Raw genomic sequence first — 22,286 nt, 5'->3', positions numbered from 1 at the left:
GACATGCGAATGCATCGTTGCGTCCGGATCGCGGGCGCGTCAAGCACTCTCCCACCATCCGTGAGAGCGTTATCTCCGCAGGTCAACGGCGACCGTGCGGAGTGAGATCGAATAACGGTTTTCGGGCCGCGATCCACACTCGGACGCTCAGCGCCCGCCCGCGGCCAGCTCGGCGATCATCCCCTCGCAACTGCGGACCACGACCTGAGCGCCGCGCCGCTGCGCCAGCGGGAGCAGAGGATCCTCCGCCCGGTCCCGCCACCGCCACTGCGCCTCGGCGGCGACCTCCCAGAGCTGCCGCACGTCGGCCTCATGCTCGACACCGAGCCGAGCCGCGAGGCCCACCCCGTCGCCGCCGACCAGCCGCTGCGCCTCGGCGGCCAACTCCGCGTCGAACCCCAGCCGGGTGTTCCGCAACGCCACCAGCAGGCGCAGCTCCCGGAACTCGTGCGCACCGGCGAGGATCTGCTCCACCGCGCCGACCAGCTCGGTGGACCCCCGGGTGGGCTCGGCCCGCAGCAGCGCCTCCACCGCAGCCAGCGCGGAACGCGCCTTCAGGGCGTCGCGGCGATCGATGAAACAACGCGTCACCGACTCGCGCAGCTCGGTGAGACCGCTCCGCCGAATCAACTCCGCGGAGAGCTTCACCCGGCTGTCGAACCCGCTACGCACCAGCGTGGCCGCCAGCCGGACACCGAAGACCCCGAACCGGCCCAGCAGCGCGGCGCGCACCGCGGTGTCCAGCCGTACCGGCAGCTCACCGCGGAGGAAGCGGTCGGCGGAGATGAGGTGCGCGTCCAGCTCCGCCCGGGGCACCTGAGCCAGGGTCGCGAGTGCGGCGAAATCCGATTCACCGAGCATCCGGCCGGCCAGGCCGATCATGCCGCTGCACGCCACGACGTTGACGCTGAGCGCGTTCACCCTCGGGTCGCGGTAGTGCCGGCGGGCGAGCTGGCGGGCCGTGAGTAGACCGTCGATCCGGCCGCCGCCGGTCTCGTCGGCGCGGGACAACACCATGATCACGTTGACCGGGGCGGACTGCCCGACCGCACTGTCCCGTGCGGACTCCAGCACCCGCAGGTCACTGTCGCGACCGTCGCGGGTCAGGTACAACACCGCGTCCGAGTCGCGCAGCACCCGCTCCAACACCGGCGCCCGGCCCTCCTCGGCGCCGCCGGCGACCGCCGGGGTGTCGATCAGCGTGATCTGCCGCAGCGCCCGCGTCGGCCACCGCACCACGATGTCCCGCACCTCCCCCGCACCCCAGCCCAGATCCACCCGCAGCCCGGTCGCCGACTTCACCACTGCCAACTCCTGCGGCGGCTGCCCGACCGGGTAGGCGGTGGCACGCGGCGCGGCCCCGTCCTCGTACCAGGTGAAGGCCCCGTCCGCCCGCTCGACCGGCGCGACCTCCTCGCCCATCACCGCGTTGAGCACAGTCGACTTACCCGATCGCCATGGGCCGGCGATGGCGATGCGCAGCGGCTGCTCCAACCGGGCCACCTGTTGCCGAAGCTCAGCGACGGCCCGGGGATTGTCCTGGTAAAGCTCGATGGCCTGGTGCAGCAACCCCCACGCCGCCTCGTCCAGGCGCACTCCCACCGTCATGCCTGCGGCTCCAGCAGCAGCGGGGCGGAACGGGCACCGGTCAACTGCTGAGCCTGCTCGTACACCGCCGCCAACCGGGTCATCTTCAACCGGATCTCGCGCTGCCGCTGCTCGCGCAGGGAGGCGTCGGTGTCGGCCTCCTGCTTCGCGCTGCGGAACGACTGCACGATGGCCTCCTGGAGTTCCTCGGTCAGTCCCGTGAAGTGGTCCCGCAGCATCCGCTGCACCTGCCGGGCGGCGTCGCGACAGTCTCGGATGATCCGGACGAAGAAGTCGTCGACATGCCGCTGGATGGCCGTCTTGACCGTCGCCTGCCGACGACGGAGCAACTGCTTGCTCTCGTCACGGATGCTCTTGCCGCCGAAGAGCGCCCCGATGCCGACCGAGACCGGATTGATCATCGGCATGCCGGCCAGGGTGGTCGCCAGACCGAACATCAGCATGCCGCCGTACGAGCCCTTCATGCCGGTGAACAGCTTCTGGCCGGTGGTGAACCGGTCGATCGTCGGCCGTTGCAGCTCGGGCAGTCGCTCGCCGATGTCGTCCGGCATCGTCATCGACCAGGGCGGCAGCACGTCGTAGCCGTACCGGTCGAAGTTGGCGGCCACCCGCCGGGCGATCCAGTCACAGCGTTGGATCAGCCACTCGTGGTTCGCCTCCGCCGCCTCCACCAGGCTCCGCTCCAGCCAGTCCTGGAAGGTGTCCCAGGCGACCAACGGGTCGGCGGTGTCGAACGCCTCGTCCACCGCGCGCAGGATCTGTCGGGTCCGGTCACGCAGGTCGTACTCAAGGTCGGCGAGCAGGTCGGTGATCTCGTCGGTCAACGTGTTCTGCCACCGGGTGGAGCACCGGCGCAGCTCGTCGACCTCGCGCTGCGCGGCGTGCAGCCGGGAGATCGGCCCGGACTGCTCCTCGGCCTCCTGGGTCGCCAACTCGGCGCGCAGCGGCGCGGCCAACTGCTCCACCACCGTCCGGGCCACCGTCTGCACCGCCGCCCGGGCCAGGTGGTCGGCCTTGCCGGCCAGGTCTCGTTGCAGGCGGGCGATCAGCGCGGGGAAACCCGACTCGGCGTTGAGCCCACGGTCGTCGGCCGCGGCGGCGCGCAGTCGCAGCGCCGCCGAGACCGGGATCAGCGTTGCCGGAACGCCCGCCTCGGCCAGGTGCTGCCGGTTGCGCTCGGCGACCGTACGCCAGTCCGCCACCAGATCGGTCTTGCTCTGCACCACCACCACGTTCGGATGTGAACGCATGATGTGCAGCAGCATGTTCAGCTCGGCGACCGACAACTCCCGAGTGGAGTCGGAGACCAGCAGCACGGTGTCCGCGCGGGCCGGCGCGGCGACCGAAGCGGCGGCGCCGATGCTGGTGACCTCGTCGGTGCCGGGAGTGTCCACCAGCACCAGCCCGGCACCGAGCAGGGCACGGGGCAGTCCGATCTCGACGTACGCCGGGCCGCCGCCCGGCCGACGTCCGACCAGGCCGGCCACGCCCGCCGCGACCTGGTTGAGCGCCACCGGGGTCCGCTCGACGGCCACCGCGTCGACGGTGCCGGTGGGGTGCCCCGGCGCTGGTGGTGGCGCCTGCGCCACCGCCGCGGTGGGGGCCTCGGCGTGCCGCACCACGGTCGGCAGCACGGTCGTCCGGCCGTCGCCGACCGGGCAGGCCGGAGCGTTGATGATCGCGTTGATCAGCTGACTCTTGCCCTGGTTCGGCTCACCGATGACCAGGACACGCAGCGTCGGGTCCAGCAGTTGCGCGCGCTTCTGTCGCACCGTCTGAAGTAGGTCACCGCGACCGTGTGCAGTGCACGTGCGAGCGATCTCGTCCAGCACGTCCAACCAGATCCCGGCCATCACCGCACCAAGTGTGCGGATTTCGGCTCAATTATCAAGAGGGACCGGATGTGGAACCGGGAAGGGCCGGATCGCCCGAGACGATCCGGCCCTCCGCTCCGCCCGGAGATCCGGATCAGAGCAGACCGCCGGTGATACCCAGCAGCCCGTGATCGGACGAGGCGTGCGAGTCGCCGCCGAGCACACCATCGGTGACCCCACCGGTCACGTCACCGACCGTGTCGGTGACACCGGGGAGGAGGCTGTCCACCTGGTGCGTCACGCCGCCCACCGTCGACGGCACGTCGAGCGGCGGGACCCCGCCGACGATGCCGTCTCCGTGCCCGAGGCCCAGCCCGTTGAGGGTGTCGTCGACACCGAGGGAGCTGACGACCCCGCCGATCTGACCGTGGGTGCCGGAGAGGGCACCGCCGGTCAGGTCGCCGCCGATCAGGTTCGAGTCAGTGACGCCGAGCAGACCGCTCGGGTCGCCGACGGTGCCGGTGACGTCCCCGAGCACCGGGTCCGCGATCGCGTCCACCGGCTGCACCACGTCGGCGTCGAGGGTGTGCGCCACGTCGGAGACACCGGCCAGGTCGCTGTCGAGGCCGTACGGACCGACACCCAGACCGATGCCCGGCAGCACGGTGACCCCGGCTGCGGCGGTCGACGGGTCGACCGCGATGGCGCCGAGCACGCCGGCCTTGACGTCCACGCCACTGGGCGAGCTGGTGACGCTGATCTGCTGCGCCACGCTCTGCAACTGACCCACCACGTCGGTGGTGTCGGTGAGCAGCGGGTCAAGCCCGAGCTGCCCGACCGGCGAGGCCAACGGCGCGAGGCCCGCACCCGGCGCGTAGTCGACGACCAGCGGTACGACGTCCTGCACGTCCGCAGCGGTGATGTCGGTGAGCCCGGCGCCCCGCAACGCACCCTCGGGGTCGAGGTCGAAGGCCGACCGCGCGTCCGGGTTCGTGAGTAGGTCGAGCACGAAGTCGTGGAGCGTCTGCTGCGAGTCCATGTGCCGGTTCTCCTCGGATGTGGCATTGGCGGGTGTCGTACGTCGACAGTGACGACGCTATTGCGGGCGCCCACCCCCGGGCATCGGGGCTGAGCCCGCATCCGGGCCGGTTGAACTAGGGGCTCCGCCACCTCGTACGTTAGGGGGACAGGGGGAAACCGTCCCGCCGAGATTAGGGTCCCGACCAGGGACTGATCTCTGGTACGAACGTAGGAGCCCGCGGGGTTCGCCGGGGGTGGGTCGTCGGGCAGCCGACGCCATCGCCACCGACCGGCCGACTCACGGGGAGAGACAGAGACGATGCCGTACGTCCTGGGGATAGACATCGGAAGCAGCAACACGGCCGCCGCCGTCGCACGGCGACGTGGCGCGACCTGGACCCGTCCCGAGGCCGTCCCGCTGAGCGCCGGCTCACCTCTCATGCCGTCGGTGTTGTGCCTGGCCGAGGACGGTTCGCTGCGCGTCGGCGAGCCGGTGACCGACGACGGCAGCCGCACCACCCGGGACTTCGTCCACCGGATCGGCGACGACGTGCCGGTGCTGCTCGGCGGCGAGCCGTGCGCGCCGCAGACGCTGACCGCCGAGCTGGCGGCGTGGGTGGTGGAGCGGGTCCACGCCCTGGAGGGTGGGGCGGCCGAGGCGATCGTGCTCAGCCACCCGGCGGGGTGGCGGCCCTACCGGCGGGAGGTGCTGCACCGGGCCCTGTCGGACCTCGGCCTACGACACGTGACGTTGCTGCCCCGCACGGTCACCGTCGCCGAGAGCCACGCCGCTCGCGGGTTCGCGGGCAGCACGGCCGTCGTCTACGCCCTGGGGGGCAACAGTTTCGAGGCGGCTCTGGTGCGCCGCACCCCGCGCGGCACGTACGAGACGTTCGGCACCCCGCAGGGTCTCGACTCGATCGGAGGCGCCGACTTCGACGAGGCGCTCGCCGAGCATGCGCGTACCGTGCTGGCCCGGGAGTTGGCCGCGACCGGACGTCGCGGGGCCCAGGCCGCGCTGCGCGGGCTGCGCGCGGAGTGTGACCGGGTCAAGCGGGTGCTGACGGTGGACCTCACGGCTGACGTGGTGCTGACGCTGCCGAGCGGCCCGGCGCGGGTGCCGGTGACCCGGGCGCAGTTCGAGGCCATGATCCGCCCGACGGTGCAGGCCACCGTCGACCTCCTGCTCCGGGCCGTGCGCAGCGCCGACCTGACTTCGGCGCAGCTCGACGGCGTCCTGCTGGCCGGCGGCTCCACCCGGGTCCCGCTCGTGACCGAGTTGATCGGCGCGGCCCTCCCGGTGCCCGTCGAGGTGGAGCCGGACGCACAGTTGACCGCCGCCACCGGGGCGGCGATGGCCGCCTGTCAGGTGGTGTCACCACGCCCTCGCCAGCCGCCGCCGGCCCGCGTCCCGGCCCCGGTCAGCGGTGCCGGGCGGGCGACCCTCCCGGCACCACGCCGAGCCCATCACACCGTTCCGGGCGAACCGCCACCGCGGCCCCCGGTCCGGGTCCTCCCACTGGAACTGCCGAAGCCGTCCCGCCTGGCGCTGGCCCGCGGTCGTGGACGCGAAGGATGACCCCGATGATCATGAATGACCTCGCCGCACCAGGGTTGACCCTGGACAAGGGGTTGCAGGCACTACTGGACACGGTCGCGCAGGACCCGACCGGCCCGCTCGCCGTCGGCGTCGCCGGCCCGGCCGGTCACGGAAAGACCGCGCTCCTCGCCGAGCTGGAGCGCATTCACCAGCGCGCCGGGATCGCCGTCCGCACGGCCGCCCCGGAGCCGGACGAGCCGGTCGACCCCGACACCGTGGTGCTGGTCGACGACGCGCACCTGCTCGACGACGCGCGGACCGAAGCGCTGCTGCGTCTGGTCGCCGGCCGGCGACACCGGTTGGTGGTGGCCCACCGCCCGTGGCCCCGCTCAGCGGCGTTCAGTGAGCTGGTCGACGCCCTGCGACGCGACGGGCAGGCCGTGCTGCTCACGCCGTTCACCCGGGAGCAGACCGCCGCCCATCTCGCCGCCACACCCGAGCTGGGCCGCCCCGCCGACCTGGTCGACTTCGTCCACACGCAGACCGCCGGCGTACCCCGGGACGTGGAACGGCTGGCCCGCGGGCTGGCCGGCGCGGAGACCCGGACCGGCGCGGTGGACCCACCCCGGTCCGTCATCCTCGAATTCGGGCCGGACCTGGACGTCCAGCCCGCCGCGGTACGTCGACTGCTGCTCGCTGTCGCGGCCGGCGGGGCGCTGCCGGTGAGCATGCTCGGCGCGCTGCTGGGCCGGGACCCCGCCGGAGTCGACGAACTGATCGCCACGACCAGGGCGGCCGGGCTGCTCGGCGCGGACGGCCGGCTCGCACCGATCGTCCGGCGGGCCGTCGCGACACTCAGCCCCACCACCGAGCGGACAGCGGTCTGGCGGCGGCTCACCGAGTTGCAGCTCGCTCGGGGTGGCGCGGTGCTGCCGCTGGTCCGCTCCCTGCTCGCGGTCGGCGCGCTCGGCGACTGCCCGGCCGCGACCCTGGCCGCCGCGGCGGACGAGGCGCTGGCCGAGGAGCCGGCGTTCGCCGCCGAGCTGTTCGCGGCGGCCACGGCGGCCGGGCGCCCACCCAACGCGCGGCAGGCGCTCGCCGCCGCGCTCGCCGGTGACCTCGACGACGCGCTTCGCCTGGCGGACCGACTCCTGGCCACGGCCGCTCCCCCGGAGCGCTCCGAGGCGGCCGTGGTCGCCGCCACCGCCCTGGCCCACCGTGGTCACGTCGGTCGCAGCGTCGAGCTGTTCCGGTGGTCGGGCACCGCCTCGGCGGCGGCGTTCGCCATCGTCGGCGGGCTGGCCGCCGGTGACCCGGCCGCCAGCACCGAGTCGCCAGCGGGTGACCCGGCGGGCGAACCCCCGACCCTGCACGCCAGCGCCGCCCGACTGATGGCCAACGGTGTACGGGAGAGCGTGACCGGCCCGCCGACCGCCGCGCTCTCCGCGCTCGTGCAGGCCGCCGCGCTGCTGGAGCCGGACGGCCGGGCGGCGCTGCTGCCGGACAGCCCGGCGGCCCTCGCCGCGTTGACGGCGGTGCACTGCGGTGAGCTGGAAATCGCCGAGCGGGTGCTGCACCGCGCCCTGGGCGCCGGTGTCGGCGGCCCGCTGATGGCCCGCCGCCACCGGCTGTTGCAGGCCTGGATCCTGATGGTCCGTGGCGAGATCCACGCCGCCGGCGAGCGGCTCGCCACGGTGACGCTCGACGGGCGACCACTGGAGTCACGCGACCACCTCTTCGCCGCCGCGATCCGGATGGGCATCGGCCGGCGCAACAGTGACCTCGGGGCGCTCAAGCGGGGTTGGGGGCAGGCGCTGGAGGCCGTGGTGCGGCACCCCGTCGACCTGTTCACCCTGCTGCCGTTGGGTGAGCTGGCCATCGCGGGCGCGCGGCTGGGTGACCTGGCCCGGCTGGAGCCGTACCTGCACCAGGGGCGTGCGCTGCTCGACCGCCTCGACAACCCGCCACTGTGGAGTGTGCCGCTGCACTGGAGCGGGTTGCACGCCGCCATCCTGACCGGCGAGCCGACGATCGCCGACGAACACGTCGCGGCGTTGCTCGCCGCCGCTGGTCACAGCCGGTACGCGGCCGTGGTCGCCGCGGCCGCGGAGAGCTGGGTGGAGGTGCTCCGGGGGGTCGTAGACCCGACCCGGGTGGAGGCCGCCGCCCGAGGGCTGCACGACACCGGGTTGTGCTGGGACGGCGCCCGCCTCGCCGGGCAGGCCGCCATCCGCACCGCGGACCGACGGGCGATGACCACCCTGCTGGAGTGCGCCCGAGCGTTGCAGGGGCGGCCCTCCGGTGGGCAGAGCGGGCAGACACCGACGGCCGGTGCGAGCACGGCACGGGTCGCCGGCCCCACGCAGCACGGTCTCAGCGACCGCGAGTACGAGGTCGCCGAGCTGGTGCTGGCCGGATTGACCTACCGGGAGATCGGCGATCGGCTCTTCATCTCGGCCAAGACCGTCGAACACCACGTGGCACGGATGCGCAACCGGCTCAACTGCGCCAACCGCACCGAACTGCTGGCGCTGCTGCGCACCCTCGTCGCCGACCGGGCCAGCGACACGGCGGGGCAACCGTGGCCGCAGCGGGCGACCCGATGACCCGTAACGACGTTCGGCTGATCCGGACCAGGCTGGCCGTGCTGGCCGCCGTGCTGATCACGCTCTGGTCGTACGCGGCCTACGTGTCCAGCCAGGACGCCGTCGACCTGCTGCGCGTCCGGGCGCTGGCGGACACACTGGGCCAGCCCATCGACCGCCTGATTCTGAGCCTCCAGACGGAACGCCGGATCACCGCCGAGACGATCGCCGGGGCGGGGCAGACGACCCCCGCGCTGGTCGGGGCCCGCGAAGGCACCGACCGCGCCGCCGCCGAGATCCGCGAGTTCACCAAGGGCCGCGACCTCCGGTTGCTCAGCGCCGGCACCGTCCGCGACCGGGCCGGCGAGCTGGTCCGACGGCTCGACGGCCTGGGCACCTCCCGGTCCCAGGTGGACACCGGCCGGCTCGACCAGGGCGCGGCAGTCGACGGGTACGACGAGATCGTCGACGTCGCCTTCCGGGTGTACGGCCCGGAGTGGGGCGCGTACGAGAGCGGGTTGGCCGCCGACACCCGCGCGGTGATCGCGCTGGCCCGCGCCCGGGAGTTGCTCGCCCGGGAGGACACAGTGCTCAGCGCGGCCCTGACCGGCGCACGGCTCGGCACCGACGAGCGGCGCCGGCTGACCGCGCTGGTCAGCATCCAGCGGTACGCGCGCACCGAGGCAGCGGCCGGGCTTCCGCCCGACGGCCAGGACGAGCATCAGCGCCTCGCGGCCGGCCCCGAGTTCGCGGCTCTGCTCGCCCTGGAGGACCGGCTGCTGCTCCAGCCCGGCACCGCCAACGCCCTTGCCGGTCTCACCGTCCAGGGCTGGCGGGTCGCGGCGGACGCCGCCCTAGGCGCGCTGCAGACGCTGGTGACGGACACCGCCCGCAGCAGCGTCGAGCGGGCCACCCCCGGTGCCGCCGTGCTCATCGCGCGTACCGGGGCCGTCGTGGGGCTCGGCCTCATCGTCGTGCTCGTGCTCCTGCTGAGCTGGGTGGGCACCGTCCGACGCCTGACCGACGAGCTGACCAGGACCGACGCCGACCTTCCGGCTCCGGTGCCGGACACGCCGGCCCCAGCCCAGGAACCCGCGACGCCAGGGGGTGACGCCGAGCGGGAGCTGTTCCTGGGGCTGACCCGACGCAACCAGGTCCTGCTGCGCGATCAGCTCAGCCTGCTGGACGGGATGCAACGTCGGGAACGGTCCACCGAGGAGACCGGCGAGCTGTTCCAACTCGACCACCTCACCACCCGGGTCCGACGCAACGTGGAGAAACTGATCGCCCTGGCTGGCGCGACACCCGCCCGCCGCTGGCGACGCCCGGTGCCGCTGCTCGACGTGGCGCGCGGCGCGGTCGCCGAAGTGCCGGACTACCACCGGGTCCTGATCGCGCCACACTGGCCGTGGTCGCTCGCGGGGTCGGCAGTCACGGACGTCATCCACCTGCTGGCGGAGCTGATCGAGAACGCCCTGGCCTTCTCCGGGGCGGAGACCACCGTCCGGATCAGCGGCGAACAGCGACCGCAGGGGTGTGCCGTCCTCGTTGTCGACGACGGACCCGGCCTGGACGCCGCCGCGCTCGCCGAGGCGAACCACCTGCTCGGCAATCCCCCACCGGACGGCCCGCCGGCGAGCCTCGCCGGCTGGTACGCCGCCGCCGTACTGGCCGGCCGCTGCGGCGCCCACGTCTCGCTAAGCCCCAGCCGGCGCGGCGGGACGGCCGCCATCGTGCTCCTACCCTCCCGGCTGATCACGGTCACCGACACCGGCCGCGCACCGGCCGACGCACCACCCGACAGCCCGTACCCACCGGCCCGCACCGGCGCCGACCTGACCGACCCCAACGGCAACGGCACGCTGCCGACGCGGGTCCGCCAACCCGGGCCGAACGGCCCGGAACACGGCAGGACCAGCCTCGACACGGTTGAGTTGCCAGTCGCCAGAACAGCAAGGAGACAACGATGACGTCTGCAGTGGTCACCGAGGACGGCCTGACCGACGCCCTGAACAACCTGGTCGACCGGGTACACGGCGCGGAGTTCGCAGTGGTGCTCTCACCGGACGGGCTGCCGCTCGGCGGCTCACGGCGGGTGGGAGCGAAGCTGGCCGAGCAGATCTCCGGCGTGGTCGCCGGACTGATCGCGTTGGGGCTGGCGGCCACCCGGACCTGTGACGCGGGTCGGCTGCGCCAGGTCGTGGTGCAGATGTCGCGAGCGTTCCTGTTCATCGCCACCATCCCGAACGGGACCATCCTCACCGTGCGGATCGCCGGTGACGACGTCGAGGTCGGTGACATGGCGTACGAGGTGGCGCTCTTCGTGGGGCAGGCCGAGCAGCACCTGCCGATCACGCTGGGCCCGGCCTCCTCGGTGACGATCGGGGACACTGGTGCACACCAGCGGCACCACTGACGAGGCGTGGTACGACGACGACGCGGGCCCGGTCGCCCGGCCCTACACGATGACCGGGGGGCGCACCGCGCCCGCACGCGGCCAGTTCGACCTGATCTCGCTGGTCGTCGCCCGGAGGGGGGTCACGCCTCCCGCACCGCTCTTCCCCGAGCAGGCGCGGATCGTCGAGCTGTGTCACCATCCAGTGTCGGTGGCCGAGGTGGGTGCCGAGCTGGATCTTCCGCTGGGGACGGTCCGGGTGCTGCTCGGTGACCTTCTCGCGGCCGGGCTGATCGAGACGCACGAACCGCCGATGCTGTCGGAGCTGCCGACCGAGGATCTGCTCGAGGCGATACTCGTCGGGCTTCGCGGGTTGTGACCGGGCAGGCGCCACCCGCGACCGGGACGGATCGTGGGCGCGCACCCGGCGACGAACTGAAGGAGAGACTGGCAGTGCCGGCAACACCACCTCAGCCACGCCGTACCGTGGCGATCATCCTGCTGGATCGGGTCGTGGCCCTCGTCACGGCCGCACGGCGGGTGCTCACCGGTCGGGAGGACGTCTCGCGGGCCACCTGGGTGGCCGTCGTCGCGGCGCTCGGGGTGCTGATCGCGACGGCCGTGTCCGTCGTCGGTGTGCTGCGTACGCCGGAGAAGCTGACGCCGGTGACCCTCGACCCGCCGCCGTCGGTCGAGCAGGTGGGCGCGTCGCCGTCCGGTACCCCCCGCGCGCAGGCGCGACCGGCGGCCACCAGCCCCGCGGTGCCCGCTTCCCCGCCCGCCTCGGCCTCCTCGGCCCCACCGGCCGTCACGTCGTCGACCAGGCCCACGCCGACCGGTGCGACCACCGAACCCACCCCGGCGGCCCTGGGCGCGGACTTCGCCATCACGGACAACGCCCTGCTCAGCTACGGCGCGACAGTGACGATCAACAATCCCGGCTCGGTCCCGGCCCCGGGGTGGACGCTGGTCGTCACCCTGCCCCGAGAGTCGCTGGGGATCAGCGGGGTCGAGGGGGCGCAGGCCAGCCGGGACGGTGCGGTGTGGACGTTCGGGCCGGACCCGAACACCGCTCAGGTGCCCGGCAGCGCCTCGGTCCGGGTGACGTTCCGGGTCAACGGCTCGTTGACCGGTGCCGCCCCGAAGGCGTGCACGATCGACGGGGTCGCCTGCTCCGGCCTGCCGAACTGACCAGTCCGGGACGCCCGATCGAGCGCGGTACACCCGGCGTTCCGGCGGCAGCCATGCTTGATTGATCATCAGTTCGGGCGCGCTTCGTACCGTCGCGACCATGACTGTCCTACCCGCATCACCGTCGCCTCGCCGCGCCGGGTCACGCCTCGGCGCCCTGGGTACCCGAACCGCCGCCTCCGTCGCCGCTCTCGCCGTCACCGGCGCTGCCGTCGCGGTCGCCGTCGCGACCTCCTCACCAGCCACCGCCGAGCCGGGCAGCGTCGTCGTCTCGGAGAACTTCTCGGCCGGGTCGCTGCCCGCCGGTTGGCACGCGGTCGACGGCACCTGGAAGGTCGAGAACGGCCGACTGTACGGAACCTCCGCCAGCTCCAGCGAGAACAACAAAATCACCTTCGGTCGGCACCTGAACGACTTCCGCCTCGAGGCGACCATGCGCTTCGAGGCGGTCTCGGCCGCCACCCGCTGGGCCTCGCTGGGCATCGACGTCCCTGCCAGCGGCGCGACCCCCTGGTGGATCGCCACCATGCGCAGCGGCACCACCGCCGCCAACGGGCTCGAATTCGCCCAGCGGACCACTGCCAACGCATGGGTCGTGACGAACACCGCCTCCGCCCCGTCCGCCGCAGGCACCGGTCGGGACGTGCGCGTCGCCGTCGAGGTGCACGGCAACCAGGCCCGCTGGATCTTCGACGGGCGGGAGGCGATGCGGACCAGCAGCCTCCAGCGTTCCGCCGACGGCGTCCAGGGGCTCTTCGTCAACGGCGCGACCGTGTCCTACGACGACGTCACCGTCACCGAGCTGGCGCCGAACGGCTACCTCCGCCCCGAGGGCAGCCCGTTCACCGTGATCGCCCATCGGGGCGCGTCCGCCGCCGCACCGGAGAACACCCTCGTCGCCCAGGAGATCGCCCGTAAGGGCGGCGCCGACTGGATCGAGAACGACGTCCAGCCGAGCAAGGACGGCATCCCGTTCATCCTGCACGACGGCACCGTCGACCGGACCACCGACGGCACCGGCAACATCCGGGACCTGACCGCCGCGCAGATCAAGGCACTCGACGCCGGCTCCTGGTTCGGCCCGCAGTACGTCGGCGAGCGGGTGCCCACCCTCGCGGAGCAGCTCGCCGACCTGCGGACGCGGGGTGGCAACCTGCTCGTGGAGATCAAGGGCAGGCACACCCGCGACGAGGTCGCCACGATCATTCAGGTGATCCGGGACGAGCAGATGATGGGCCGGGTCTTCATCCAGAGTTTCGAGGTCGACGCCCTGAAGTACACCCACGAGATCGCCCCCGAGCTGCCGCTCGGCCTGCTCCGCAGCACCTTGGACGCCGACCCGGTGGCGATCGCCAAGGAGCTGCACCTGACCGCGTACAACCCGGACGGCAACGCGCTGTTGGCCAAGCCGGAGGTCGTCGCCCCGCTGCACGCCGCCGGGGTCGCGGTGATGGCCTGGACGATGGACTCCGCCGGCCTGTGGCAGCGGCTGGAGCGGATCGGCGCCGACGCGATCATCACCAACCGCGCGGCGGAGCTGGTCGGCTGGAACTCGGCGTTCGTCCAGCGGGCCTCCGCCGACCCGACCGTGCAGATCACCTCGCCGGCCAACGGGGCTCGGCTGGACCGGGCACAGTCCCCGGTGATCGCGGTCGCCGCGACCAACGCGGACACCGTCACCGTGACGCTGGACGGTAAGAAGTCGGCCGCCGGGCGCAAGCTCGACCTGGCCAGGCTGACCGCCGGCCGGCACACCATCACCACCGAGGCGACCGGGCCCGAGGGCACCGCCACCGCGACCACCACCTTCACCGTGACGGTGAGCCAGGCGGGCCTCGGCTACCTGATCCTCACCTCGGGCGCGGACCCGGCCGCCGTCACCGCGATGACCACCAAGCTGGCCCACGCCCAGTACGCCGAGCTGGCCACCTACGCCGACCGGCAGGCCGGCAAGCTGGTGCCGGCGGAGATCGCCAGCGTCATCGCCGCCGACGCCCGGACCCTCGCTCTGAAGTAGCGGTTCGAAGGGTGGCGCCGGTCCGACGGACCGGCGCCACCCTGCGTCCTCACTGGACGGCCACGGGCGACTTTGCGCGCTCGCCCTGCTGTCGCACCAGCGGCAGCGCCGGGGCCAACGCCAGCGCCATGCACAGGCCGCCGATGGGAAGCAGGTCGAGGGTGACCGCCGGCAGGACGATGCCGACGAGGAGCAGCGGCACACTCCACCACGGCAGCCGCCGTCGGGCGGCGAGCATGCCCGTGAGGACGAGCAGGCCGAGGAAGAAAAACTGGGGTACGACGTCGTAGAAGGCCACCTCCACGCCGGGGATGTCCTTGAATTCCGCGCCGAGCCTCGACATCTCCGCCCGGTCCTCGGCCAGCAGCCCCTCGACGATGTCCGCGCCGAACTGCACCATCGTCGCGGCGAGGCCGACCAACGTGCCGGCCACCACCCCGGTGCGCCACGGACTGCGGGGCAGCAGGCGGGACAGCGCGAGCACACCCGGGACGAAGCACACCATGCCGGCGAGGGCGAGCAGGTGGGCGGCCTGCCAGTCGAGCCCGGGGCCGTACACCCCGTCGGACTTTCCCCACAGCCGGACCAGGCCGTAGGCCACGATGCCGACCGGTCCGGCGATCACGTAGAGCGCAGCGCGTTTCATGCCAGCCAGCATGTGGCCGCCGACCCCCGGTCGACCTCCGGGGGGTTCCCTCGGGTCGCCCTGGCTTTCGTCTCAGGTCTTCCACCGAGCAACCCCGAGACCCGCCCGACCGCAACGCGCCGGCGGTCAGGGGCGAAATGGGTACGCCGCAGCAGTGCCCACATCTGATCCCACTGTGAAGGTGCGTAGCGCGGTGGCCGTGGCGATGTTCCCCACTGAGGGACCGGGGCGAACCGACCGGGTGGCGAGCATGTTTCATGCTGGAGTGGTGATTCGTTTCGTACTGAATGTGCTGTGGCTCGTCTTCGGCGGTGGCCTCGTGCTGGCGGTCGGCTACGGCATCGCCGCGCTGATCTGCTTCGTCCTGGTCATCACCATCCCGTTCGGCGTCGCGTCGCTGCGCCTCGCGGTCTACTCGCTGTGGCCCTTCGGCCGCACCCTGGTGCCCAAGCCGGGCGCGGGCGTCGGCTCCGGCCTGGCGAACATCCTCTGGGTGGTGCTGGCCGGATGGTGGCTGGCGCTCTCCCACATCCTCGCGGGCATCGCCCTCTGCGTCACGATCATCGGGATCCCGTTCGGCATCGCCAACTTCAAGCTCGTTCCGGCAGCGTTCTGGCCGCTCGGCCGCGAGGTCGTCGACGCGCCCTGACCAGCACTCCGGGTCGATAGGCAACGGAAGACGGGAGACACCTGATCTCCCGCCACTTCTAACTTATACCGCACTGGGGGGCTTGCGGCAAGACCCCGTTTATGACGCAGAATCGTCGGCCGAGGCCAAATTCTGCCGAAATGGAAGTCATGAATTGGATTCCTTGCCCACCTCCGTGTTCGAACTTCCCGATCACCTCGCCCCCAAGGCCGACCCGGCGCTCATCGCCCACGACGAGCGGCACTTCGCAGCCATGGCGCAGGGCCTCGCGCAGCTGAGCGCCGAGCTGTCCGACCGTCTGGACACCGCGCGCCGGGCACCCGGCGGCAAGGGCCGGCAGGCCGTCGACCGGGACGAGGAGGTCCGCCGGCTGACCACCCGCCTGCGCTCGCTGAGCCGCTACGGGCTGGACCTGTGCCTCGGCCACGTGGTCGAGGCGGACAACCCCGAGCCGGTGTACGTCGGACGTCGCGGTCTCACCGACAGCACGGGCCGACGGCTGCTGCTCGACTGGCGCTCACCCGCCGCCGAGCCGTTCTTCGGCGCGACCCACGCCAACCCGATGGGCCTGGCGAGCCGCCGCCGGTACCGCTGGACCCGCGGCCGGATCAGTGACTACTGGGACGAGGTGTTCACCCCGGACGGGTTCGTGGGGCACGCCGTCGCGCTCGACGACCAGTCCGCCTTCATCGCCAGTCTGGGCAGCGCCCGGTCGGCCCGGATGCGCGACGTGCTCAGCACGATCCAGGCGGACCAGGACGCCATCATCCGGGCAGGGTCGGCCGGCGCCCTCGTGGTCGACGGCGGTCCGGGCACCGGTAAGACCGTCGTCGCCCTGCACCGCACCGCGTACCTGCTCTACTCCGACCCGCGCCTCGGTCAGCGCCGGGGCGGGGTGCTCTTCGTGGGACCGCACCAGCCCTACCTGGCCTACGTCGCCGACGTCCTGCCCAGCCTCGGAGAGGAGGACGTGCAGACCTGCACCCTGCGCGACCTCGTCCCCGAGGGGGCCACCGCAGCCGCCGACACCGACCCGGAGGTGGCCCGGCTGAAGTCCTCGGCCGAGGTGGTCCGGGCGATCGACGCGGCCGTCCGGTTCTACGAGGACCCACCGGCCGCCCCGATGACGGTCACGGTCGGCGACGCCGACGTCCGCCTGAGCGCCGACGACTGGGCCGACGCGTTCCAGGCACCGGGTCCGGGCACCCCGCACAACGAGGCGCGCGAGGAGATCTGGGAGGAGTTGCTCACCATCCTCATCGACCGGTACGACGGCGATGAGCCGGACGACGTGCTCCGCGACTCGCTGCTGCGTAACCGGGAGCTGCGGGCGACTGTCAACCGTGCCTGGCCGTTGCTCGACGCGGCCGATCTCGTGGGTGACCTGTGGTCGGTGCCCGCGTACCTGCGCAGGTGCGCGCCGTGGCTCAGTGCCGAGGAGGTCCGCAAGCTGCAACGCGACGAGCCCCGGGCCTGGACCGTGTCGGATCTGCCGCTGCTCGACGCGGCGCGGCAGCGACTCGGCGACGCGGAGAGGTCGGGGCGCACCCGTCGGCGTGACCCGGCCGCCGCTGTCGAACGCGAGCACATGGCCCGGGTCGTCGACGAGCTGCTCGCGGCCGACACCTACGACGACGGCGAGGGCCTGCTGGCGATGCTGCGCCAACCCGACCTGCGCGACGTCCTGGTCGACGAGTCCGCGCTGCCGGACGCCGACCCGGACCTGCTGGCCGGCCCGTTCGCGCACATCGTCGTGGACGAGGCGCAGGAGCTGACCGACGCCCAGTGGCAGATGCTGCTGGCGCGCTGCCCGTCGCGCAGCTTCACCATCGTGGGAGACCGCGCCCAGGCCCGGCACGGGTTCACCGAGTCGTGGCAGGAACGCCTCAAGCGGATCGGGCTCGACCGGGTCACAGTGGCCTCGTTGAACATCAACTACCGGACCCCGGCCGAGGTCATGGCGGAGGCCGAACCGGTCATCCGGGCCGTGCTCCCCGACGCCAACGTGCCCACCTCCATCCGTGGCAACGGACTTCCCGTCGTCCACGGATCGGTCGCCGACCTGGGGTCGATCCTCGACACCTGGCTCGCCGACCACGCCGAAGGAATCGCCTGCGTGATCGGCGACCCGGCCTTCCCGCCCACGGCCCGGGTCCGGTCACTGAGCCCGGAGCAGGCCAAGGGCCTCGAATTCGACCTGGTCGTCCTCGTCGACCCGCAAGCGTTCGGCAGCGGCGTCTCGGGGGCTGTCGACCGCTACGTCGCGATGACCCGGGCCACCCAGCAACTCGTGCTCCTGACCAGCGGCTGAGGGCGTGCCGCACCGAATCAGGATGCTCGGCATCGCCAGCGATCAGCCGAGCGTGACATGCAGGATCCTCTCGTTGCTGTTGTTCGGGGTGCTGTCCTTGTCACCGACGTTGGTGGTGGTCAGCCACAGCCCGCCGTCGGGAGCCGGCTCCACCGTCCGCAACCGACCGTAGGTGCCACTGAAGTACGTCTGCACGTTCGTCAGGCCGCTGCCGCTGATCACCGCGCGGTACATCCGAGCGCCCCGGGCGCAGGCCACGTAGAGCGCGTCGCGCACGATCGTGATGCCGGAGCAGGACCCTTCGGCGGTCGGATAGGTACGCGCCGGCGCGATGAACCCGGCCGTACCGCAGGCGCCACTGGTGCCCTCGCATGCCGGCCAGCCGTAGTTTCCACCCTTGGTGATCAGATTGGTCTCGTCCATGACCGAGTTGCCGAACTCCTGCTCCCACAGCCGGCCCTGCGAGTCGAACGCCAGCCCCTGCGGGTTGCGGTGGCCGTAGCTCCACACGTAGTTGCCGAACGGGTTGTCCGAGGGGACGGTGCCGTCCGGATTGAGTCGCAGGATCTTGCCTTCGAGGCTGGACCGGTCCTGGGCGTAGTTGCCGTTCTGGGCGTCGCCGGTGCTGGCATACAGCTTGCCGTCCGGCCCGAACCGCAGGCGACCACCGTCGTGGTACTTGTTACGCCGGATGCCGCTGAGCAGCACCTGCTCGCTGGCGGTGTTGAGTCGCCCGTTCTCCAGCCTGATCCGGACGATGCGGTTGTCGCTCGGCGAGGTGTGCATGATGTACAGCCAGCGGTCGCTGGAGTAGCTGGCCGAGATGGCGAGCCCCAACAGACCACCCTCACCGTCGGTGCTCTGCACGTTCGGCACGGTGCCCAGGTTGGTCTTGGCCCCGGTGGTCGGGTTGAGCTGGATGATGTCGTGCGCGTCGCGGCGGTTGTAGAGCACGCTGCCGTCGGGCAACGTCACCAGACCCCACGGGATGTCGGTGTCGGTGGTGACCTGCCGCACCCCGCACACCGGGTTGGCGCACGCCGCGCCGGTGGTCACCGTCGCGGTGCCGCTGCGCGACGAGGCGTTGTCCTGCGCGTCCCGAGCCACCACGTAGTACTGGTAGGAGGTGTTCGCCGCCAGACCGCTGTCGGTGAACGTGGTCGCCGGCGGCGCGCCGGTGACCGTGCCCACCTTCGCGCCGGCGCGGTAGATGTCGTACGCGCGCACCCCGATGTTGTCGGTCGACGCGGTCCAGCGCAGCGTCACCGTGGTGCCCGACGCGGTGCCGGTGAGCTGTTGCGGCGCCGTCGGTGGCTGGCTGTCGGCCTGACAGGGCGGCGGAGTGATCGACACGGTGGCGCTCGCCTGCGACACGTTGCCGGCGGCGTCGCGGGCGTTGACGTACAGGCCCCAGGTCGCCCCGGGCACCACGGTCAGGTTGGTGGAGAGCGTCGTGCCGCTCACCGACGTCATCAGCTGACCGTCGTGGTAGATGTCGTAGAAGGCAACCGCGACGTTGTCCGTCGAGGCGTTCCACGCGAACGTCACCGAGTTGCAGGTCAGGCCGCTGACCCGGGGGCTGCCCGGCGCGGTCGGAGGCTGGCTGTCGGCGCTGCCGAAGGACGTCGTCCACCGCTGGTTGGACTGCCCGTTGCAGGTCCAGAGGCCGACGGTGGTGCTGTTGGCGGTGCCCGCGCCGGTCACGTCCAGGCACAGGCCGGACTGGACCCCGACGATGGTCCCGGAGCTGGTGATCCGCCAGCGTTGGTTGGCGCCGCCGGTGCAGCCGTTGATCTGTATCGCGGCCGGCGCGGTGGTGTCCTGGCCGACGACGTCCAGGCACATCGTGTCGTCGTACACCCGCAGTTCACCACCTGAGGTGAAGGTCCACGCCTGGTTGGCCTGGCCGTTGCAGTCGTAGATGTTGATGCCGGCACCGGCGGTCCTGACGTTGCCGACCACGTCCAGGCAACGACCGCTGGCCACCCCGACGACGGTCGACGGCGCCGCGGCGGCCGCCGGCACACCGACGGCCAGGCTCAGCAGCGTCACCACCGCCATCGCCGCCGGCAACAGCCGCCGTCGTGGGCGGGCTGGGTTTCTCCGCGCGATGACTCGCATCCGTCCTCCAGGCTCAGGGCATCGACCGGCCCACCCAGACGACCAAGCGCCCGACCACGCCGAACAGACACATCGACTATCAAAGATGCGCTCGTCATACATGTCAAACGATGTCCCCCGATCGGTGGGCAAAACCGCAGATCGCGTACGAGGCGGCAGCGGAGGCACTTTTCGGCGTACCCGCTTCCTCCTCAGGTCGTAGACGTAGTGCCGTCCTGCGCCAGATGGCGGGGGGCGATCGCTCGAACAGGCTTGTCACCAAGGCATCGGGTGACGCCGCACGGACCTGCTCCGGACACCCGTTCGCCAGGAAAGGCACTGGCAGACGATGCGCTCTCTTCCGCTTCACGCACCCGGTTCACCCCGAACCGCCCGGCCTCTCGTCCGACTCGGCGCGGTGCTGGCGACAGCGGTCCTCGCCGTGAGCGCCGCCGGCTGCGGCGCGCCGCAGCACAACCCCGCACCGCCCATCGACGCCCCGGCGGCACCCGCGAGCGGGGCGGGTTCCGCCCTGACGGGAGCCGACGTCAACGCCTGGCTCGACGGCCTGCTCCCGGCGGCGCTCGACCGTACCGACATCGCCGGCGCGACGGTCGCCGTCGTGAACAAGGGCAAGATCCTCACCACCCGGGGGTACGGGTACGCCGACACCGGCGCCGGCGGGAACGCGGCCGTGCCGGTCGACCCGGACCGGCATCTGTTCCGGATGGGATCGGTGTCGAAGCTCGTCACCGCCACCGCGGTGCTGCAACTCGTACAGAACGGGAAGCTCGACCTCGACGCCGACGTCAAGACGTACCTTGACTTCGAACTGCCCCTCCGCCACGAGCGGGCCGTCACCCTGCGGCACCTGCTCACGCACACCGCCGGCTTCGAGGAGCGGATCGCCGGCCTCATCGGCACCGACGGCAGCGACCTCAACCTGCGCAAGGCCCTGATGACCGAACCGCCGGAGCAGATCTACCGGCCCGGCACTGTCCCCGCCTACTCCAACTACAGCAACGCGCTCGCCGGCTACATCGTCGAACGCGTCAGCGGGACGCGCTTCGAGGAATACGTCCAACGCAACGTCCTGGACCGCGCTGGCATGCCGTCGTCGACCTTCGAGCAACCCCTCCCGGCGGCGCTGCGCGACCGGATGTCCAACGGGTACGACACCTCCGCCGGGCCTGCCGCGCCGTTCGAGATCGTCGGCACACCCCCGCCCGGTGCGCTCAGCGCCCCGGCGACGGACATGGCACGATTCATGCTCGCCCAGCTCGGCGAGCCGGTGGGATTCGCGCCCCTGCTGGACCAACCGACCCGTGAGCTGATGCAGCGGCCGGCACTCGACGCGACGTCGTTGGGCACGCTGGCCGACGGGCCCCGGATGACCCTCGGATTCTTCGCCGAGGACCGCAACGGCCACCGGATCCTCGGCCACGGCGGCGACACCAAGTACTTCCACTCCCACCTGCAGATCTACCCCGACGACCGGGCCGGCATCTTCCTGTCCCTCAACAGCAACGGCTCCGGCGCCCTCGACAGCCAGGAGCTTCGCGAGTCGATCGTGAACGGCTTCGCCGACCGCTACTTCCCGGCCCGCGACGACCAGGCCACCACCGGCGTGGACCCGGCGACCACCGCCAAGCACGCCGCGCTGGCCGCCGGCACGTACGAGTCCTCGCGAGCGATCCAGAGCAACTTCCTGACGGCGATCGGTCTGGTCGGTCGGACCACGGTCAGCGTCGCCGACAGTGACCGGTTGCTGGTGGAGCCGGGCCCGCTGTCGGACTCCCCCGCCCTCTACGAGGAGGTGGCGCCCTGGGTCTGGCGCGAGGTCGGCGGGCAGCGCACGATCGCCATGCGGGCAACCGACGACCGGGTGGAGGCGATCAGTTTCGACTCCGCGTTCGCGTTGCTGCCCGTCGAGCCCGCCCGCGCCTGGGTGGTGGCCGTTCCGGTGCTGGCCCTGTCCACCGTCGTGCTGCTGCTCACCGTCCTGTCCTGGCCGGTCGGCGCGATCGTCCGCCGTCGGCTGGGCCGCGCTCCCCGGGAGCGGGCCGGGCGCACCGCGCGGATCCTGAGCCGCCTCGCCGTCGCCGGCACGCTGCTCGCGTTCGCCGGCTGGGTGCTGAGCATCGGCAGCATCATGAGCCTGCAGGACGTTCCCGGGCCCGTCCTGCGCACCATTCAGGTGCTGCAACTGGTCGGCCTGCTCGGAGTGCTGCCCGCCGCGGTCCGGCTCGTCGACGACGTGCGACGCCACCTCGGCTGGCGGCGGATCACCGCCAGCGGCCTGATCCTGTTCGCTCTCGCCGGGGCGGGCTGGTTCGCCGTGGAGTTCCACCTGCTCGCGCCTAGCATCTCCTACTGACCCTCCGACCCGGGACGATCCGGAGCAAGGATG

Annotated in this window: 15 protein-coding genes; 10 read left to right on the top strand and 5 right to left on the bottom strand. The window is 72.1% G+C overall.

The features are described 5' to 3' along the window. Positions 1-147: 147 nt before the first annotated feature. The 3 genes from DLJ58_RS15980 to DLJ58_RS15970 all read right to left on the bottom strand — a co-directional run bounded on the left by DLJ58_RS15980 (position 148) and on the right by DLJ58_RS15970 (position 4,461). Complete coding sequence (locus tag DLJ58_RS15980; protein ID WP_124857213.1) at positions 148-1,608, bottom strand: P-loop NTPase family protein; 1,461 nt, start codon at positions 1,606-1,608, stop codon at positions 148-150. Beyond that, on the bottom strand, positions 1,605-3,461 hold the full coding sequence (locus DLJ58_RS15975; RefSeq protein ID WP_124857287.1) for a dynamin family protein: 1,857 nt from the start codon (positions 3,459-3,461) through the stop codon (positions 1,605-1,607). Before DLJ58_RS15975 ends, DLJ58_RS15980 begins: the two co-directional genes overlap by 4 nt. Positions 3,462-3,576: 115 nt before the next feature. After that, positions 3,577-4,461, bottom strand: a complete 885-nt coding sequence (locus tag DLJ58_RS15970) for an IniB N-terminal domain-containing protein (RefSeq protein ID WP_124857211.1) — start codon at positions 4,459-4,461, stop codon at positions 3,577-3,579. A gap of 300 nt (positions 4,462-4,761) precedes the next feature. Between DLJ58_RS15970 and DLJ58_RS15965 the strand changes: the two genes are divergently transcribed. The 7 genes from DLJ58_RS15965 to DLJ58_RS15935 all read left to right on the top strand — a co-directional run bounded on the left by DLJ58_RS15965 (position 4,762) and on the right by DLJ58_RS15935 (position 14,170). Then, positions 4,762-6,021 carry an Hsp70 family protein gene (locus DLJ58_RS15965; protein WP_124857209.1) on the top strand — a complete coding sequence of 420 codons (1,260 nt, stop codon included), beginning with the start codon at positions 4,762-4,764 and terminating at the stop codon, positions 6,019-6,021. Positions 6,022-6,026: 5 nt separating this feature from the next. Beyond that, entirely contained in the window at positions 6,027-8,588 is a 2,562-nt protein-coding gene (locus tag DLJ58_RS15960; RefSeq protein WP_208741135.1) for a LuxR C-terminal-related transcriptional regulator, read from the top strand. Then, positions 8,585-10,537 (top strand): sensor histidine kinase, encoded by a 1,953-nt coding sequence (locus tag DLJ58_RS15955; RefSeq protein WP_124857207.1) that lies wholly within the window; start codon positions 8,585-8,587, stop codon positions 10,535-10,537. The genes DLJ58_RS15960 and DLJ58_RS15955 overlap by 4 nt, the downstream gene beginning before the upstream one ends. Next, positions 10,534-10,983, top strand: coding sequence for a roadblock/LC7 domain-containing protein (locus tag DLJ58_RS15950; protein WP_091399587.1), 450 nt, complete (start codon positions 10,534-10,536; stop codon positions 10,981-10,983). The genes DLJ58_RS15955 and DLJ58_RS15950 overlap by 4 nt, the downstream gene beginning before the upstream one ends. Continuing rightward, positions 10,961-11,341: a DUF742 domain-containing protein gene (locus tag DLJ58_RS15945; RefSeq protein ID WP_124857205.1), complete on the top strand. Its 381-nt coding sequence runs from the start codon at positions 10,961-10,963 to the stop codon at positions 11,339-11,341. The genes DLJ58_RS15950 and DLJ58_RS15945 overlap by 23 nt, the downstream gene beginning before the upstream one ends. 74 nt (positions 11,342-11,415) lie before the next feature. Beyond that, positions 11,416-12,153: a cellulose binding domain-containing protein gene (locus DLJ58_RS15940; protein WP_124857203.1), complete on the top strand. Its 738-nt coding sequence runs from the start codon at positions 11,416-11,418 to the stop codon at positions 12,151-12,153. 100 nt (positions 12,154-12,253) lie between these two features. After that, positions 12,254-14,170 (top strand): glycerophosphodiester phosphodiesterase, encoded by a 1,917-nt coding sequence (locus tag DLJ58_RS15935; RefSeq protein WP_124857201.1) that lies wholly within the window; start codon positions 12,254-12,256, stop codon positions 14,168-14,170. A gap of 49 nt (positions 14,171-14,219) precedes the next feature. Here DLJ58_RS15935 and DLJ58_RS15930 read toward each other — a convergent pair whose 3' ends face one another. Then, on the bottom strand, positions 14,220-14,816 hold the full coding sequence (locus DLJ58_RS15930) for a hypothetical protein (RefSeq protein ID WP_124857199.1): 597 nt from the start codon (positions 14,814-14,816) through the stop codon (positions 14,220-14,222). Positions 14,817-15,084: 268 nt separating this feature from the next. Here DLJ58_RS15930 and DLJ58_RS15925 point away from each other — a divergent pair, with 268 nt between their 5' ends. Next, positions 15,085-15,465, top strand: coding sequence for a YccF domain-containing protein (locus tag DLJ58_RS15925; protein WP_208741144.1), 381 nt, complete (start codon positions 15,085-15,087; stop codon positions 15,463-15,465). A 163-nt stretch (positions 15,466-15,628) separates the two neighbouring features. Continuing rightward, positions 15,629-17,776, top strand: a complete 2,148-nt coding sequence (gene helR / locus DLJ58_RS15920; RefSeq protein ID WP_208741133.1) for an RNA polymerase recycling motor ATPase HelR — start codon at positions 15,629-15,631, stop codon at positions 17,774-17,776. A gap of 42 nt (positions 17,777-17,818) precedes the next feature. On the opposite strand, the gene DLJ58_RS15915 is transcribed toward helR, so the two are convergent. Beyond that, positions 17,819-19,897: a PQQ-dependent sugar dehydrogenase gene (locus DLJ58_RS15915; RefSeq protein WP_167493708.1), complete on the bottom strand. Its 2,079-nt coding sequence runs from the start codon at positions 19,895-19,897 to the stop codon at positions 17,819-17,821. A gap of 397 nt (positions 19,898-20,294) precedes the next feature. On the opposite strand from DLJ58_RS15915, the gene DLJ58_RS15910 reads away from it, so the two are divergent. Further along, the gene (locus DLJ58_RS15910; protein WP_208741131.1) at positions 20,295-22,253 is read left to right on the top strand and encodes a serine hydrolase domain-containing protein; all 1,959 of its coding nucleotides are present in this window, start codon (positions 20,295-20,297) and stop codon (positions 22,251-22,253) included. Positions 22,254-22,286: the final 33 nt, after the last annotated feature.

Origin of the sequence: Micromonospora arida (assembly GCF_003857035.1) — a bacterium.
GTDB lineage: Bacteria > Actinomycetota > Actinomycetes > Mycobacteriales > Micromonosporaceae > Micromonospora > Micromonospora arida.
The sequence above is the reverse complement of the archived record's forward strand: the minus strand, read 5'-3'. Positions and strand labels throughout refer to the sequence as shown.

What these genes read in the sequence shown, in the direction of transcription:
- DLJ58_RS15915 (WP_167493708.1), bottom strand. Translation starts at nt 19,897, where the DNA reads ATGCGAGTCATCGCGCGGAGAAACCCAGCCCGCCCACGACGGCGGCTG.
- DLJ58_RS15955 (WP_124857207.1), top strand. Translation starts at nt 8,585, where the DNA reads ATGACCCGTAACGACGTTCGGCTGATCCGGACCAGGCTGGCCGTGCTG.
- DLJ58_RS15935 (WP_124857201.1), top strand. Translation starts at nt 12,254, where the DNA reads ATGACTGTCCTACCCGCATCACCGTCGCCTCGCCGCGCCGGGTCACGC.
- DLJ58_RS15965 (WP_124857209.1), top strand. Translation starts at nt 4,762, where the DNA reads ATGCCGTACGTCCTGGGGATAGACATCGGAAGCAGCAACACGGCCGCC.
- DLJ58_RS15930 (WP_124857199.1), bottom strand. Translation starts at nt 14,816, where the DNA reads ATGAAACGCGCTGCGCTCTACGTGATCGCCGGACCGGTCGGCATCGTG.
- DLJ58_RS15960 (WP_208741135.1), top strand. Translation starts at nt 6,027, where the DNA reads ATGATCATGAATGACCTCGCCGCACCAGGGTTGACCCTGGACAAGGGG.
- DLJ58_RS15950 (WP_091399587.1), top strand. Translation starts at nt 10,534, where the DNA reads ATGACGTCTGCAGTGGTCACCGAGGACGGCCTGACCGACGCCCTGAAC.
- DLJ58_RS15970 (WP_124857211.1), bottom strand. Translation starts at nt 4,461, where the DNA reads ATGGACTCGCAGCAGACGCTCCACGACTTCGTGCTCGACCTACTCACG.
- DLJ58_RS15980 (WP_124857213.1), bottom strand. Translation starts at nt 1,608, where the DNA reads ATGACGGTGGGAGTGCGCCTGGACGAGGCGGCGTGGGGGTTGCTGCAC.
- DLJ58_RS15975 (WP_124857287.1), bottom strand. Translation starts at nt 3,461, where the DNA reads ATGGCCGGGATCTGGTTGGACGTGCTGGACGAGATCGCTCGCACGTGC.